Origin of the sequence: Pseudomonas sp. 43A, from assembly GCF_013363935.1 — a bacterium.
In the GTDB taxonomy this organism is placed as follows: domain Bacteria; phylum Pseudomonadota; class Gammaproteobacteria; order Pseudomonadales; family Pseudomonadaceae; genus Aquipseudomonas; species Aquipseudomonas crudilactis.
In genome coordinates this window covers 3696692-3710745 of the sequence record NZ_CP054880.1, presented here as the reverse complement: position 1 = coordinate 3710745, position 14054 = coordinate 3696692, and the positions used below count along the sequence as shown (strand labels likewise).

The window sequence follows — 14054 nt, the reverse complement described above, 5'->3', positions numbered from 1 at the left end:
GCTCCTGTTGTTATTGATGGCTACGGAAAGTGGTCCACAGACGCGTGCGCTGACGCATGTCCTTGAGGCTCATGCTGCGATCGGCGTACAGCCGCGCACGCACGTCACTCGGCGGATAGATGTCGGGATCGTTGCGCACCGCCTCATCCACCAGCGGCGTCGCGGCCTGGTTGGCGGTGGCAAAAAACAGCGTGTTGGTCAGCTCGGCCACCGAGTCGGGGCGCAGCATGAATTCGATGAACGCCCGCGCGGCTTCGGGGTGCGGCGCGTCTTTGGGGATGGCCAGATTGTCCTGCCAGACCAGCGTGCCTTCCTTGGGAATGCGGTAGGCCACTTCGTACGGTTTATTGGCCTTGTGTGCCTGATCAGCAGCCATGCTCGCGTCGCCGTTGTAGGTCAGTGCGAGACACACATTGCCGCTGGCCAGATCATTGATCTGCCGGCCGGTGGCGACGTAGAGCACCGACGGCTGGAGCTTCTGCAACAGCGTTTCGGCGGCAGCTAGATCATTTTTGTCGGTGCTGTAGGGATCTTTACCCAAGTAATGCAGGGCCAGACCAATAACCTCCTGCGGCGAATCGAGAATGGCGATGCCGCAATCCTTGAGCTTGCTGGCGTTCTCGGGCTTGAACAGCAGATCAAGGCTGTTCAGCGGCACATCAGGCAAACGCTGCTGCACCGCCTCGACATTCATGCCCAGCCCCAACGTGCCCCAGGTGTACGGCACGCCGAAGCGATTGCCGGGGTCGACGGCGGCCATTTTCTCCAGCAAATCCGGATCAAGATTGGCGTAGCCCTTGAGTCCCTCGTGAGAGATTTCCTTCAACGCGCCGGCCGCCAGTCCACGGGCCAGAACGCTGGACGACGGCACCACCACGTCGTAACCGCTGCCGCCAGTGAGCAACTTGGTTTCCAGCACCTCGGAGGTATCAAAAGTGTCGTAACGCACATGTATGCCGGTTTCCTGTTCGAACCGTTGCAAGGTTTGCGGCGGCACGTAGTCGGCCCAGCTGTAGAGATTGAGGGTCTTGTCCTCGGCCTGAGCCTGAACAGCCACGGACAACAGCAGCGCGGAGAAACACAGCTTGAACACGGGAGCCATGACGAACACCTGACCGAGGAAAGTGGTTGCAGGATGCGCCGTCAGATACATTAGAAAAATAGCCGAATAATTATCCTGACTTTATCCCGGAGTAATGTGATGTTGGGTCAGCTGCACGATGTCGATTTGCAACTGTTGCGCCTGTTTGTGCGCGTGGTTGAGTGTGGCGGCTTCAGCGCTGCCCAAGGTGATCTGGGCCTGAGCCAGTCGAGCATCAGCCAGCAAATGGCCAAACTGGAAACCCGCCTCGGTTACCGTTTGTGCAGCCGTGGCAAGGCTGGCTTCAGCGTTACGCCCAAGGGTGAACAGTTGTTGATCGCGGTGCGTACATTGTTTGAATCGATCGAAACCTTCCGCCATCAATCCAACGGCGTCGCCGGCCGCTTGATCGGTGAAGTGCGCCTGGGGATTTCCGAGTCGGTCGATCAATCGGTATTGCAACGGGTGGCTGAGGCGATCCGGCGTTTTCGCGAGCGCGATGAGTCGGTGCGCATCGAGCTGATCAGCGCCATGCCCGGCGAGATGGAGCGCCTGCTGCTGCAACAGCGGCTGGATCTGGCCATCGGTTATTTCTCGCAAGTGCAAAGTGCCTTCGACTATCAGCAGTTGTTCAGCGAAACCCAGCATTTGTACTGCGCTGCCGGCCATCCCTTGTTTACCGATGAGAAGCCCAGCGATGCCGCCTTGCAGGCCTGCGACCGGGTCGATCACCCCTATCGTTTTTTCCGCAGTGACGAGCCTTTTCAGGGCAAGGTCTGCTCGGCGCGGTCGGAGCAGGTTGAAGGCACGCTGACGTTTATTCTGTCCGGCAAACATGTCGGCTATCTGCCGGATCACTATGCGCGGAGCTGGCAGGAAAAGGGCCTGCTGCGGCCAATTCGCGAGGGCGAGTTGAGTTTCGAGGTGGCGTTTCATATGGCCCGGCATCGGGCGCAGGTGCCGGGGGATGCGCAAAAAGCCTTCGAGGAAGATCTGCTCGCGGCCTTCTCCTGATACATCTCCCTGTAGGAGCTGCCGCAGGCTGCGATCTTTTGATCTTAAAAGATCGCAGCCTCGTTTCACTCGACAGCTCCTACACGGGCGTTTGCCGTAGCGACCAATAAAACCTGACCTTTCAGGCAGTTATTGCTCGTTGCCCTCGCCGCCCTCTTCCGGCATCCTGCGCCTCCATTTTCTGACCCGGCCCCGCCTCGCGGCGCGCAAAACACCATGACCGCCTCTGAAAAAGCCCCGCGCAACAACGACCTGATCTACGGCCTCAACGACCGCCCACACCTGACTGCAACCGTATTCGCTGCGCTGCAACACGTGCTGGCCAGCTTCGTCGGCATCATCACTCCCACCCTGATCATGGGCGGCGCCCTCGGTCTGCAAAGCGAAATCCCCTACCTGATCAGCATGGCGCTGTTCGTCTCCGGCCTCGGTACTTTCGTTCAGGCCAAGCGCTTTGGCCCGGTCGGTTCGGGATTGTTGTGCCTGCAAGGCACCAGTTTTTCCTTTATCAGCGTGATTCTCAGCGCCGGGTTCATGGTCAAGGCGCGCGGTGGCGGCACCGATGAAATCCTCTCGACGATCTTCGGCGTGTGCTTTTTCGCCGCCTTTATCGAAGTGGTGCTGAGCCAGTTCATCGGCAAGCTGCGCATGCTGATCACTCCCGTGGTCACCGGCACCATCATCACGTTGATGGGCCTGTCGCTGATCAAAGTGGCAATGACCGACATTGCCGGCGGCTTCGGCGCGCCGGACTTGGGCGCAGCCAGCCATATCTTTCTGGCAGCGCTGGTGATCGGCACCATCGTTGTGCTGAACCGCGTCGACGTGCCGTTTCTGCGTCTGGGCGCGATCGTTATCGGCCTGACCCTCGGTTACGTGGTCGCGTGGCTGATGGGCACGGTGGATTTCGCCTCCATGCCTGAAGTGCCGCTGGTCAGCGTGCCGGTGCCGTTCAAGTACGGCTTCAACTTCGACTGGGTGGCGTTCGTGCCGGTCGCGGTGATTTTCCTCGTGTCGCCACTGGAGGCTGCCGGTGATCTGACCGCCAACTCGATGATCTCGCGGCAACCGGTCAAAGGCCCGCTGTACATCCGCCGAATCAAGTCCGGCCTGCTCGCCGACGGCCTCAACTCGGCGATGGCTGCCGTGTTCAACAGCATGCCGATGGTGACCTTCGCGCAGAACAACGGCGTGATTCAGCTGACCGGCGTGGCCAGCCGTTACGTGGCCTTCTTCATTGCCGGTTTGCTGGTGCTGCTGGGGCTGTTCCCGATGATTGGCGCGGTACTGCAACTGATGCCGAAACCGGTACTCGGCGGCGCCGAACTGGTGATGTTCGGCACTGTGGCGGTGGCCGGGATCAAGATCCTCGCCGAGGCCGGCCTGCATCGGCGCAACATGCTGATCGTGGCGATTTCGCTGGGCATGGGCCTGGGCATCGCCGCTGTGCCGGAAGTGTTGCGCGAACTGCCGCAAGCGCTGCGCAACATCTTCGAATCGCCGATCACCGTCGGCGCGTTGTGCGCTATCGTGCTGAACATCTTCCTGCCAGAAGAATTCATCGAGCTGGAAGAAGACGACTTCGACCCGGAAGCTTCTATTCTTCAGGTCATGGAAAACCCGGATATGCCGGCCAAAGGTGAACCTGCCCCAGCGGCGGCTGTCGCACAGTTGAACCGCTGACGTCTGGCCTTTGATAGAAAGGGCTGAGCCGGCAACGGTTCAGCCCTTTTTTGTTGAGAGACCGTTTATGCGCCGTTTCCAAGCCGTCATTCTGTCGTTACTGCTGCTGTCGCTCAGCGCCTGCGCGCTATTCCCCAACCGTGATCCGGTGAACATCAACGTGGTTGGCCTCGAGCCGTTGCCGAGCCAGGATCTGGAAGTGCGCTTCGCCATCAAGATTCGCGTACAGAACCCCAATGAGACGGCCATCGACTACAACGGCATTGCGCTGGATCTAGAGGTCAACGGCCATTCACTGGCCTCGGGTGTCAGCGATCAAAGCGGTTCAATCCCAAGGTTTTCCGAGGCCATTGTTAGCGTACCGGTCAGCATCTCGGCGTTTTCGGTACTGCGCCAGACGCTGGGCCTGAGTCAAACGCAAACCCTCGATAACCTGCCCTATGTGCTGCGCGGCAAGCTTGCCGGCGGTCTGTTCGGCACCATGCGCTTTGTCGACAGCGGCAAACTCAGCCTGCCCAAGGCAACCGCCGCGACCTGGTAAAGATGCGCTAACCTGCCTCGTTCATTAAAGACATTCAGGGAAGCTGCAGGTTTATGGAAGACATGCCGACGCTGTACACCGAACGACTGATCCTGCGCCCGTTGCAACTGGCGGATGCCGAAGCCGTGCAACGCGAATTTCCGCATTGGGACGTGGTGCGTTATCTGAACGCGGCCGTGCCATGGCCGTATCCGGAGGACGGTGCTTTCGCCTACCTGCGTGACATTGTCTTGCCGGCGGTTGCGGCGGGTAAGGAATGGCCTTGGACGATTCGCCTGAAATCGGCACCGGAGCAATTGATCGGCAAGATCAGCCTGATGGATCAGGCCGACAACCACCGTGGTTTCTGGCTGGCGCCGGCGTGGCAAGGCCAAGGGTTGATGACGGAAGCCAGCGCGGTGGTAACCGATTACTGGTTCAACGTTCTGCAACGCCCGGTGATGCGCGTACCGAAAGCGGCGCCGAACATTGGCTCGCGCAAGCTCTCGGAGCGCGCAGGGATGCGTTTGATTCGGACAGATGAAGGTGATTTTGTCGGAGGGCGTTTTCCTCGGGAGCTGTGGGAAATCACCCGCGAAGAATGGCTGAAGCGCCACTGATTTCCAGACACACCACCGATCCATTGTAGGAGTGAGCCTGCTCGCGATAGCAATCTGTCAGTTAACGATTATGGTGTCTGGCAGACCGCTATCGCGAGCAGGCTCACTCCTACAGGGTTCGGTGTCAGGCAGTACCCTATGTGTTGAAGCGCACACCCGGTTTGGCTCGCTCATCCACACTCAACTCAAACACATCCGGCCGCGCATAGTGGCCGACCACATCGTAGTCATACCGCGCGCGCACCAGTTCATCGGTGTCGATTTCCGCCGTGAGCAACCCCGCCTCGCCGCGCAACGGTCCCGCCAGCACATCGCCCATCGGCCCGACAATCACGCTGCCACCGGCAATCAGCGGACGCTCCGCCGGCCAATTGGCAATCTCGACACCCAGCGCCTGAGGCGATGCTTGCACCTGACACGCACTGACCACAAAGCAGCGACCTTCATGGGCGATGTGGCGCATGCTGACTTGCCACATTTCACGCTCGTCCACGGTCGGCGCGCACCAGACTTCAATGCCTTTGGCATACATCGCCGTGCGCAGCAGCGGCATCATGTTTTCCCAGCACACCACCGCGCCGAGCTTGCCGACCTGGGTGTCAAACACCGGCAAGGTCGAGCCGTCGCCCTTGCCCCAGATCAGTCGTTCGGTGCCGGTGGGCATCAGTTTGCGGTGTTTGCCGATAAGCCCTGCCTGCGGGTCGAAATACAGCGCCGTGCAATACAACGTGCTGCCTGCGCGTTCGATCACGCCGATCACCAGATTGGCCCCGGTGCGCGCCGACAGCCCCGCCAGCGCTTGCGTCTCGGCGCCCGGCACATCGATCGCATTGGCGAAGTAACGAGCGTAGGCTTCGCGGCCCTCAGGCAGGCGATAACCCAATTGCGTGCCGAAGCCCTCGCCTTTCGGATAACCGCCCAGCAGTGCTTCCGGCATCACCACCAGCGCCGCGCCGGATTCGATGATCGCGCCTTCCCAACTCAGAATCTGTTCCAGGGTGGCGTCTTTGCCTTCGGGCAAGGCGCCGATTTGCAGCGCAGCAACAATTGATTTGGGCATCGAGGTGACTCCATCAGGTTCAGATGTTGCTGATTCTGCGGCGCCACGCGATCATGAATAAAGCCCCTCTCGCTGCTGAATGATATGAGCCAAATGAATATCGCCACGGTCGACCTCAATCTGCTGAAAGTCTTCGAAGCCCTGCATGAAGAATCCAGTGCCAGCCGCGCAGCGCTGCGGCTGGGCGTCACGCAATCGGCGGTCAGTGCGGCGCTGCGGCGGTTACGCGAGGTCTATGGCGATCAATTGTTCGTGCGCACCGGGCGCGGGTTGGCACCGACGCTCAAGGCAAATCAACTGAAACCGGTAGTCAGCGAAGCATTGAACAAGTGTCGGCAAAGCCTGGCGATGGTCGACCCGGCGGCCAATCAATACGAAGGTCGCTCGGTTACCGTAGGGCTATCGGACGACTTCGAGATTGCCTACGGTCGCCGGCTGATCGAGGAAATTGCCCGCAGCGCACCGAAACTTCGACTGATCTTTCGCCAGACCCACAGCCAGATTGTCGCCAGCGCCTTGATGGAGCGCAGCATCGATCTGGCGATCACCGCCGGCGGTTTTGCCGAACGCTTGCTCAGTCGTCAGGTGTTGGGCGAAGGCGGCTATGCCTGTCTGCTCGATCCAGCGAGCCTGGCGCCCGGCCAGCAGCAGATCGACCTCGACGAGTTCGTCGCCCGCGAGCACATTCTGGTGTCGTCCGGCGGTTTTATCGGGATCACCGATGAGGGCCTGGCGGCGCTGGGTCTGAGTCGCCGGGTGTGCGCCTCGACCACGCATTTCGCCGCGCTGCCGTACCTGCTCAAAGGCAGTCGCGCGGTGGCGACAATTCCGGCGCATGCCGCCGAGAGCATCGCCGCGCTCAGTGGTCTGGCACTGTTGCCCTGCCCGCTGCAATTGCCGCGTTATCCGATCGAACTGGGCTGGCGCACCAGCACGCAGATCGATCCGGTGGTGGTCAAAGTCCGCGAGGCGATTGCCGCGACGTTCACCTGAGTTGTTACTTGTTGGCGGCCATCAGGCGATTGACTTCACTGCGCACCATGTTGGCGAACTCCGGCGGCGACATGCCGTCCAGTTCCGCGCGGACCCACTCGGCCCATTTGCCTTTGCGCTTGCCACGCTCGCCGAACAAACGCGCGGCTTCGCCTTTGGCTTTGCCCAGATTGTTCTGCCAGAGTTCGAACAGACGGGATTTCTCGTCTTCCAGCGCAGCGCGCTCTGCGAGGGATTTGTCGGCCAGATTGAAACTCATGGGGAATTATCCTGCTGCGTAAAATGGCGACATCTTACACGCTCGACGGAAATCTCCCGCGCAGGATTTTCTTTCTGTCCTAAATTCAGTGCAACTTTTCAGCAAGCGCCACACTCCATTGATCACTGTCCATTCAACTGCAAGGAGTCACCCAATGGCCCGCAAATCCGCCGTGCAAGCCGCCGAAGATCAAATCAAGGATCAGGCCTTCAGCGAACTTCAGGCTCTGATCGAAGAGTCGGACAAACTGCTCAAGAGCAGCGCCTCACTGGTCGGCGAAGAAGCGGAAACGCTGCGCGGACAAATCGCCCTGAAACTGCAGCAGGCGCTGGACTCGGTGTCGAGCGTACGTGATCGCACCAAACCGGCGGTCGATGCCACCGAAAGCTACATCGGCGGGCATCCATGGCAGACCGTGGCGATCTCCGCCGGTTTCGGTCTGGTGGTCGGTTTGCTGCTCGGCCGTCGCTGAGTCAAACGCACACAAAAAAGGCGAACCCGCGGGGTTCGCCTTTTTTATGCCTGAAAGGTTTTAACGGCCTTGGGCTTTCAAAACCCGAGTTCGACTCGATCTCTCACGTCGGCGAACCTCACCCATTCACCTCGGTCAGTCCCCTCTCCCTCCGGGAGAGGGCTAGGGTGAGGGCCTTTCGATCTCCCCCGCCAACTCACGCAACTGCGCCAATGTCTGTGCATCCAGCACAATACCCTCAGCCAGCGATTTGCTGCGCTGCCAATGCCGGCGATCGCCCGGCAACCGCTTGAGCCCAACGCCGTGCATCTGCCGCACCAATTCCCCACTGCGTTCGGCAAAACTCTGCCCGGCAGCCTTGCTCGGGTCGATGACGATCAACAACTGTCCGGTCCATGGCGTTTTCGCCCCGGGATGATTGGACCAGTCGAACTCGAATGAAAAATTGCCCCCCGTCAGCGCTGCCGCCAACAACTCGACCATCATCGACAACGCCGAACCTTTATGGCCACCGAACGGCAACAACGCACCGCCTTCGAGAATCGCTTGTGGATCCTGGGTCGGCTGCCCAAGGCTGTCCACGCCCATTCCGGCCGCTAGCCGCTCGCCCTTGCGCGCGGCGATCTGCACATCGCCATGGGCAATGGCGCTGGTGGCCAAATCGAAGACAATCGGCGCGGCACCGGCCCGCGGCGCAGCAAAGGCAATCGGATTAGTGCCGAACAATGGCCGGTCGGCGCCGTGTGGCACCACGCAGGTCATGCTGTTGACCACGCTGAGCGCCACCAGCCCCTCATCGGCAAACGGCTCGACATCCGGCCACAGTGCGGCGAAATGATGGGAGTTGCGAATCGCCAAGACGGCGATCCCGGCGTCACGGGCCTTTTCCACCAGCAACGACCGCGCAGCCGCCAGTGCAGGCTGAGCAAACCCGTTGCCAGCGTCCACCCGCACAAATCCACTGGCGACATCTTCGACTTGCGGCACGGCGTGGCCGTTGACCCAACCGCTTTTCAGAGTCGAGACGTAACCGGGGATACGGAACACTCCGTGACTGTGCGCGCCATCTCGCTCAGCACCGGCGCAGTTGGCGGCCAACACCCGAGCGACCTCGACAGAGGTGCCGTGGCGCAAAAAAATCGTTTCAAGCAGTTGCGTCAATGCTTCAAGTGATAACACCGACGAAGCGGCGGCAGAGACATGATCGTGTGGCGCAGACATCTGAAGCTCCAGAGTAATTATTGGAGGGAACACCAGCGTACGAACAAATTGCCCAGCGATTAACCACGTCACCCCTGCTCTCTGTCAACCCTTGGCCGACTGCAAAAAACTGCGAGCGATAACTATCTACCACCTGAGCGCCGTCCCTTGCGCCTAGCCTTGAGCCTCATTTCTGGCGCCCATCGCGCTATTACCGAGACTCGAAAATGCCTGAGCCCGCTGCCCCGCTCCTGTTCCCCGAAACCCTGAACTTCCCCGGTCTCTGGAAAGAACTGGGCAAAACCCACAGCCTCAACAGCAAGGACTTCGACTGGCTGGCTCATGTAAAGCTGAGCACTCACGCGCTACGTAATCAACAATCCCCACCGATGCTCGCGCAAAGCATTTACATCGAAGTCGGCGCGGCGAAGCCCATACCGCTGGCCGGCAGTTTTATCCTCAGCGAAACCCCAGACGACAAAGGTGCGCTCCTGTACACGCCGTACGACGGCATCAAAAAATACGAAAGCCTCGCGATCCTGAAGACACTGTTTGAGAAACGCCTGCAGGTGGCCGAGGAAGAGGACCCGCTGCTGGCGTTTCTTTCGCTCGCTCAACGCCGCAAAGTCAGCGAACAGACGCACCGCACGCTGACGTATGAAACGATCAGAGACGACATCTTCGAAAGCCAGAAAAACCACATTCTCGCGGCCCAGCAAGTCAACGCCGTGGCCATGCTTGATGAGTTGAAGCGGCTACCGGCGCTCACACCCCTGGTGGAAAAAATCCTCGATGATCTGCTGCGTGTCCGCTTACCCAACATCAAGCAGGCGCTGACCCGCGTCAACTTCTACACCCATGCGCCCGTTGACGGCAGCGCCGCCGTGGCGGCAGCCAGTTCGGCCAGACAATGGCACGATTCAGTAAGCCTGAGTGAAGCGGTGCTGATGTATTACCGCAACCAGGATTGGCCAGCGGGCCAGCTGCATGAATTTGCCAATTCCCAGCGTGCTCCGTTCGATAACGATCAGGGCGTTTGGGAAGATGCCGTCAAACAGGCCGCAAACAAATTGCGGGTCCTGCTGTTTCGCGAAATGGAGCGCTATTGGGACGCGCCTTCTGCCACGGGGGCGCCAAGGCGCAAATTCTTTGCTGAGGCGCTTGAGGAACAGGCCCGTGCCGAACTGATGATCAAGCGCGAAACCAACATCATCGACGCCAGCCAGTTTGCCACCCTGCATCAGATGATTCGTCCGGCAGCCTATCCGACCCGGCGCCCGACCATCGAAAACGTGCGTCTGTGGGAGTACGAACCCAACTATGTCGAGCTTGCAGGTTCGTTGATGATCAGTCACGCCAACGCCTTCCTGTACACGCCGACCATGGGTCTGCAGGTACTCAAGGATTATCAGGATCTGAAGGACACCGTATTGAGCAAGTTCCATGCGGCCGGGCACGAGGACGAACTGTACGGGTTGTTGAACCTTGAGGAACGCAAACGTTTTATCGGCTTTGACCGACCTCATGTCACTGGAGAAAGCGTCGGCGGCGAGATCTTCAACGTGTTGTTCGAGGCCATTATCACCAAGCAGCGGCAGAACATCGAATACGCTTTGCAGGTGTCCCGTCACAGCGATGGCAGCGTGGATATCCATGCCCTGTTCGACAAAGCCCTGGATATCCGCGCCATGCTTCATCAGCGGTTGCTGGAAATGGAAACCGCGGCACGCTGGTCAACGCGGCCGGTGCTGACCGGTGTTCAACAGCCATCGCAGGTTCGCGCGCAGAAAGCCGCCGCCGTGGCGAAAACCTGCCAGGACATCGAGCCCTTGATCGCCAGTTCCTTCAAAGTTCAGCCTGTTACTCACATCGAAGAGCAACGCCACTATCTGGAAAACATGAAATCACGGTTGGCCCACTCACTCTTTCTCGGCGTGACCGCAGAAGCGGCATTGCGAGTGCTCAGTGGCTCGTTGAAATCTGCCGAGCAGATGATCGTCGACACCGTGATCAACCCCGATCACACCAGACGCGACAATCGACGCTCACTCAACGGCTTTCGCCCCGATGCCTGGTCACTCACGCTGAAAACCCCTGAGGCGAAAGCGCCTTTGTCGTTGGCCCACTGCTTCTTGCTGACCGAGCGCGGCGGCCTCGACGACTTGCACTCGGGCAGAGTAATGGTCTGGACGCCGGCACTGGGCCTGGAAGCCTACAAGAGCATTCGCGCTGCCCGGTTGGCACTGGGTCAACGGCTCGAAGACAGGATTGGACGCCTGTCATTGCTGGAAAATCTTTTGCCTCAAGAACGCCAGTACCATCGGCAATACACGCTGGGCACCTTGCGCTTGATCGAAGACAGCATTCTGGAGAACCGCGTGCAGTCCGGCATTGAACACTTCATCGCACGTTGTGAAGAAGTTCGTGCGCGATTCAAAGGTCGGGCCGGATTGACCTCGGCGCTTGCTTACCTGACAAAAACGGCCTTCGATACCAATCTGCTGCGCACTATTCATCTGGCCAACGCTATCGATCAACAACAGTCACTTCCTGCCTGGCTGGGCATGGCACCGGTGGAGGAGCAACAGTTGCACCTCGAACTGCTTGAGCAATGGCGTCGCAGCGTTGTCGACCATAAGGACTATCTCAGCGGTTTGCCTACACTGGCCGACTACGTACATCAGAGGTTGAAGGCGCTGCTTGACACTCGATTTGCAGGCAGCCGACTCGATCCGAATGACATCCAGATCATTCCCAACCTGGCCCTGGCCGGCCCTGCCCGCGCGCTGACCGAATTTGCGCTCAACCATATCAATATCGCTCAGGGCACCGGTTTCAAAGTCGCCTCCAGGACCACTACCCCGCTACCGGCCAATCTGGATCCGGCGACGGTCAGACAACTGCTGTTGTCACTGGAGATCCCGACGACATTTGCACAAAAAGTCACCGCTGCCCTCTCTGCAGATGATGCCGAGGCCACGCAGCGCAAGCAGCGCTTCTTGCGACAGCTGCCCTGGCAATTGCTGCAGCACGCTCATGGTTTGAAACTGCAACAACAATTGTCTGCCAGCGCATTCGACTACGTATGCCAAGTGCTGGACATCCCGGATGGCATCGCACGCAAGACGGTCGAAGGCGCCCACGCCATCGTGTATCCGTTGTCGCTGATCAAAACCGCGGGCTCGACTGCGGTCGAAGCACTGGGCCTGTATATGATCGGCCCGGGCAGCGGTCATCAGGGGCCGCTGGTGCTGTATGCCCCGTACGCAGAAGACGTGTTTCGCGAGTTTGCCGACGAAGCGAGTGTGATCGCAGCCATCAATACGCCAGGCAGTTTTCAGGACTTGCTGATTCGTCGTTTGCCACTGGCACAGCAATCGGTATTTCGAGGGTTGTTGCAGTCGAGCGCTGGCGAGGTCAGCGAAATGATACTTGCGGGTAACACCATCACCGGCAACCTGTTGCATAGGTTTTTCAGCGACAACCTCAAGTTGTTGCCGCAATTGCTGAACGGCCAGTCGTCAGCCAGCGCTCAAAGCGACTGGGAAGCAGCCAAAAACCTGTTCAGCAAAGGCACCAGTCTGATCTCGGGTCTGCTGCCCGGCAAACTTTCGTACGTGACATTTCTATGGCAGGCCTACAAGGACTTCAAGGATTCGGCAGAAAATCTGCAGGATCATCATTGGACGCAAGCACTGCAGTCATTTATCGCCGGTGCGGTGCAAATGATAAGCCTGGGGCGCCTGACGGCAGAGGCATCGGCAGCGACGCAAGCCACGCCCCCGAGAACGGCACAAACCACGACTGAAACGTCGCCAATCACTCGAGTCACTGACGAAGACGCCAGCGCCGTCGAAAGCTCGCCCGCGCTGGTTGCGCCGAGCTGGTCACAGATCAGGATGACCTCACCCTCGCGCACCGAGTTGCAGCCTTTTGAAACGTCGGCCGTGGCGCTTGAAGACCTCAAGCGTGACGCGAAGAACGGCACCTACGAAAATCCGATCAATAAACGCCTTTACACGGCCATTGCCGGCAAGGTTCATCAGGTCGACCAACCGGGCGCCGTCTGGCAGATCTTCGGCGATGAGAAGCCCGGGCCGTCATTACGATTGAGTGGCTCGCGGCTCTTGCTCGCGCCAGACCGCTACGCGGTTCACTACGGCAAAGCGATATCGAAACTGCATCAGCGATACGCCGTGGAGCCCATCCGCCGAGCCTTGCTGGAAATCGAAGCCATCGGCATGAACGAGATTCGCCGCCGCCATCCCGATAAAGCCTTGCAAATCCAGCAAGCGGTCGACATGGCCCGTTTCTATGCCTTCAACAGCCTGCACAATCTGGCCCAGCTGAAAGCCAATGTTCCGGGCACCCGTCTGGACGGTTTTCTCAGGTTGTTTTTCGGCGTTGATCACATCGACAAAGCGTTACTGGCCAAGCTTCACAAGGCCATCGTGCCGATCTGTAATGCCCTGGTCGACCCCAGCGATGACCTGATGGACACCGAACGCTTTGTGGTGGGGTCCAATACCGCCATGTCCTCCGCCATCGCGTTCGTGCTGGTCAATGACCGGCGCAAAATGGTGCACTTCACCGAGCACTTCTTCGATCAGAAACTCGGTTTTTACAAGGGCAACCTGACGATACCCTTCGATGTCGATGGCCACGCTCAGGCGGCAACACTGATCCACGAGTTGTCCCATCAATTCTCCGCCACCGAGGATTTCGCCTTTGTGGAGGCGCGCCGGCCGTTTTCTGATCTGATCAACACGCTCACCGCCTATGGGCGGGATATGAGGGATGTACTGGAAGATTTTCAGAACAAGGCGCTGTCGCTGAATACGCCCAAAGATCAGTTGTTCGCGCGCTGGAGCAAAAAACGCGGCTCGTACGTCGATCTGGACAAATTTCCCGCGGCTGAGGATATGAGCAAAAAACTGCTCGCACTCACCGGCAGCCCGACCATTGATGACGCACGCAACGCGTTTTTTGATCGGCTTTCGCCCAATGCACGTATCGACGTCATCCTGCACAACGCCGACTCGATCGCGCGTCTGATCTGCGAGATGGGCCGGCAACTCGATCCGGCAGTTACGCCCTGACAAACGCAAAAAAAAGGCGCAGGTCGTGACCTGCGCCTTTTCAGCGGCCCTGG

General features: G+C 59.2%; 11 protein-coding genes. 7 read left to right on the top strand and 4 right to left on the bottom strand.

Annotation, left to right across the window (positions count from 1 at the left end):
• Positions 1 to 10: 10 nt before the first annotated feature.
• A complete protein-coding gene (locus HUW52_RS16270; RefSeq protein WP_175554248.1) occupies positions 11 to 1102 on the bottom strand; it encodes a polyamine ABC transporter substrate-binding protein in 1092 nt (363 codons plus the stop codon).
• 99 nt (positions 1103 to 1201) lie between these two features.
• Here HUW52_RS16270 and HUW52_RS16265 point away from each other — a divergent pair, with 99 nt between their 5' ends.
• The 4 genes from HUW52_RS16265 to HUW52_RS16250 all read left to right on the top strand — a co-directional run bounded on the left by HUW52_RS16265 (position 1202) and on the right by HUW52_RS16250 (position 4918).
• Positions 1202 to 2095, top strand: coding sequence for a LysR family transcriptional regulator (locus HUW52_RS16265; protein WP_150729279.1), 894 nt, complete (start codon positions 1202 to 1204; stop codon positions 2093 to 2095).
• A 216-nt stretch (positions 2096 to 2311) separates the two neighbouring features.
• Positions 2312 to 3778, top strand: a complete 1467-nt coding sequence (locus tag HUW52_RS16260; RefSeq protein WP_016982855.1) for a nucleobase:cation symporter-2 family protein — start codon at positions 2312 to 2314, stop codon at positions 3776 to 3778.
• A gap of 67 nt (positions 3779 to 3845) precedes the next feature.
• On the top strand, positions 3846 to 4319 hold the full coding sequence (locus tag HUW52_RS16255) for an LEA type 2 family protein (RefSeq protein WP_016982856.1): 474 nt from the start codon (positions 3846 to 3848) through the stop codon (positions 4317 to 4319).
• Positions 4320 to 4372: 53 nt separating this feature from the next.
• A complete protein-coding gene (locus tag HUW52_RS16250) occupies positions 4373 to 4918 on the top strand; it encodes a GNAT family N-acetyltransferase (RefSeq protein WP_175554247.1) in 546 nt (181 codons plus the stop codon).
• A gap of 136 nt (positions 4919 to 5054) precedes the next feature.
• Here HUW52_RS16250 and HUW52_RS16245 read toward each other — a convergent pair whose 3' ends face one another.
• Entirely contained in the window at positions 5055 to 5978 is a 924-nt protein-coding gene (locus HUW52_RS16245; RefSeq protein WP_016982858.1) for a carbon-nitrogen hydrolase family protein, read from the bottom strand.
• Between the two features lie 84 nt (positions 5979 to 6062).
• Here HUW52_RS16245 and HUW52_RS16240 point away from each other — a divergent pair, with 84 nt between their 5' ends.
• Positions 6063 to 6971, top strand: a complete 909-nt coding sequence (locus HUW52_RS16240; protein WP_026000430.1) for a LysR family transcriptional regulator — start codon at positions 6063 to 6065, stop codon at positions 6969 to 6971.
• 4 nt (positions 6972 to 6975) lie between these two features.
• Here the strand turns inward: HUW52_RS16240 and HUW52_RS16235 are convergent, their stop codons facing one another.
• Positions 6976 to 7230: a hypothetical protein gene (locus HUW52_RS16235; protein WP_007917411.1), complete on the bottom strand. Its 255-nt coding sequence runs from the start codon at positions 7228 to 7230 to the stop codon at positions 6976 to 6978.
• Positions 7231 to 7384: 154 nt separating this feature from the next.
• Between HUW52_RS16235 and HUW52_RS16230 the strand changes: the two genes are divergently transcribed.
• Positions 7385 to 7702 (top strand): YqjD family protein, encoded by a 318-nt coding sequence (locus HUW52_RS16230; RefSeq protein ID WP_016982860.1) that lies wholly within the window; start codon positions 7385 to 7387, stop codon positions 7700 to 7702.
• Between the two features lie 162 nt (positions 7703 to 7864).
• Here HUW52_RS16230 and HUW52_RS16225 read toward each other — a convergent pair whose 3' ends face one another.
• Positions 7865 to 8923, bottom strand: coding sequence for an Ldh family oxidoreductase (locus tag HUW52_RS16225; protein ID WP_095118758.1), 1059 nt, complete (start codon positions 8921 to 8923; stop codon positions 7865 to 7867).
• Between the two features lie 206 nt (positions 8924 to 9129).
• Here HUW52_RS16225 and HUW52_RS16220 point away from each other — a divergent pair, with 206 nt between their 5' ends.
• Positions 9130 to 14001 carry a dermonecrotic toxin domain-containing protein gene (locus tag HUW52_RS16220; protein WP_175554246.1) on the top strand — a complete coding sequence of 1624 codons (4872 nt, stop codon included), beginning with the start codon at positions 9130 to 9132 and terminating at the stop codon, positions 13999 to 14001.
• The last annotated feature ends 53 nt before the right edge of the window (positions 14002 to 14054 follow it).

Excerpts from the sequence above, each read along its gene's own strand:
- HUW52_RS16270 (WP_175554248.1), bottom strand. The coding sequence starts at position 1,102 with ATGGCTCCCGTGTTCAAGCTGTGTTTCTCCGCGCTGCTGTTGTCCGTG.
- HUW52_RS16265 (WP_150729279.1), top strand. The coding sequence starts at position 1,202 with ATGTTGGGTCAGCTGCACGATGTCGATTTGCAACTGTTGCGCCTGTTT.
- HUW52_RS16260 (WP_016982855.1), top strand. The coding sequence starts at position 2,312 with ATGACCGCCTCTGAAAAAGCCCCGCGCAACAACGACCTGATCTACGGC.
- HUW52_RS16255 (WP_016982856.1), top strand. The coding sequence starts at position 3,846 with ATGCGCCGTTTCCAAGCCGTCATTCTGTCGTTACTGCTGCTGTCGCTC.
- HUW52_RS16250 (WP_175554247.1), top strand. The coding sequence starts at position 4,373 with ATGGAAGACATGCCGACGCTGTACACCGAACGACTGATCCTGCGCCCG.
- HUW52_RS16245 (WP_016982858.1), bottom strand. The coding sequence starts at position 5,978 with ATGCCCAAATCAATTGTTGCTGCGCTGCAAATCGGCGCCTTGCCCGAA.
- HUW52_RS16240 (WP_026000430.1), top strand. The coding sequence starts at position 6,063 with ATGAGCCAAATGAATATCGCCACGGTCGACCTCAATCTGCTGAAAGTC.
- HUW52_RS16235 (WP_007917411.1), bottom strand. The coding sequence starts at position 7,230 with ATGAGTTTCAATCTGGCCGACAAATCCCTCGCAGAGCGCGCTGCGCTG.
- HUW52_RS16230 (WP_016982860.1), top strand. The coding sequence starts at position 7,385 with ATGGCCCGCAAATCCGCCGTGCAAGCCGCCGAAGATCAAATCAAGGAT.
- HUW52_RS16225 (WP_095118758.1), bottom strand. The coding sequence starts at position 8,923 with ATGTCTGCGCCACACGATCATGTCTCTGCCGCCGCTTCGTCGGTGTTA.
- HUW52_RS16220 (WP_175554246.1), top strand. The coding sequence starts at position 9,130 with ATGCCTGAGCCCGCTGCCCCGCTCCTGTTCCCCGAAACCCTGAACTTC.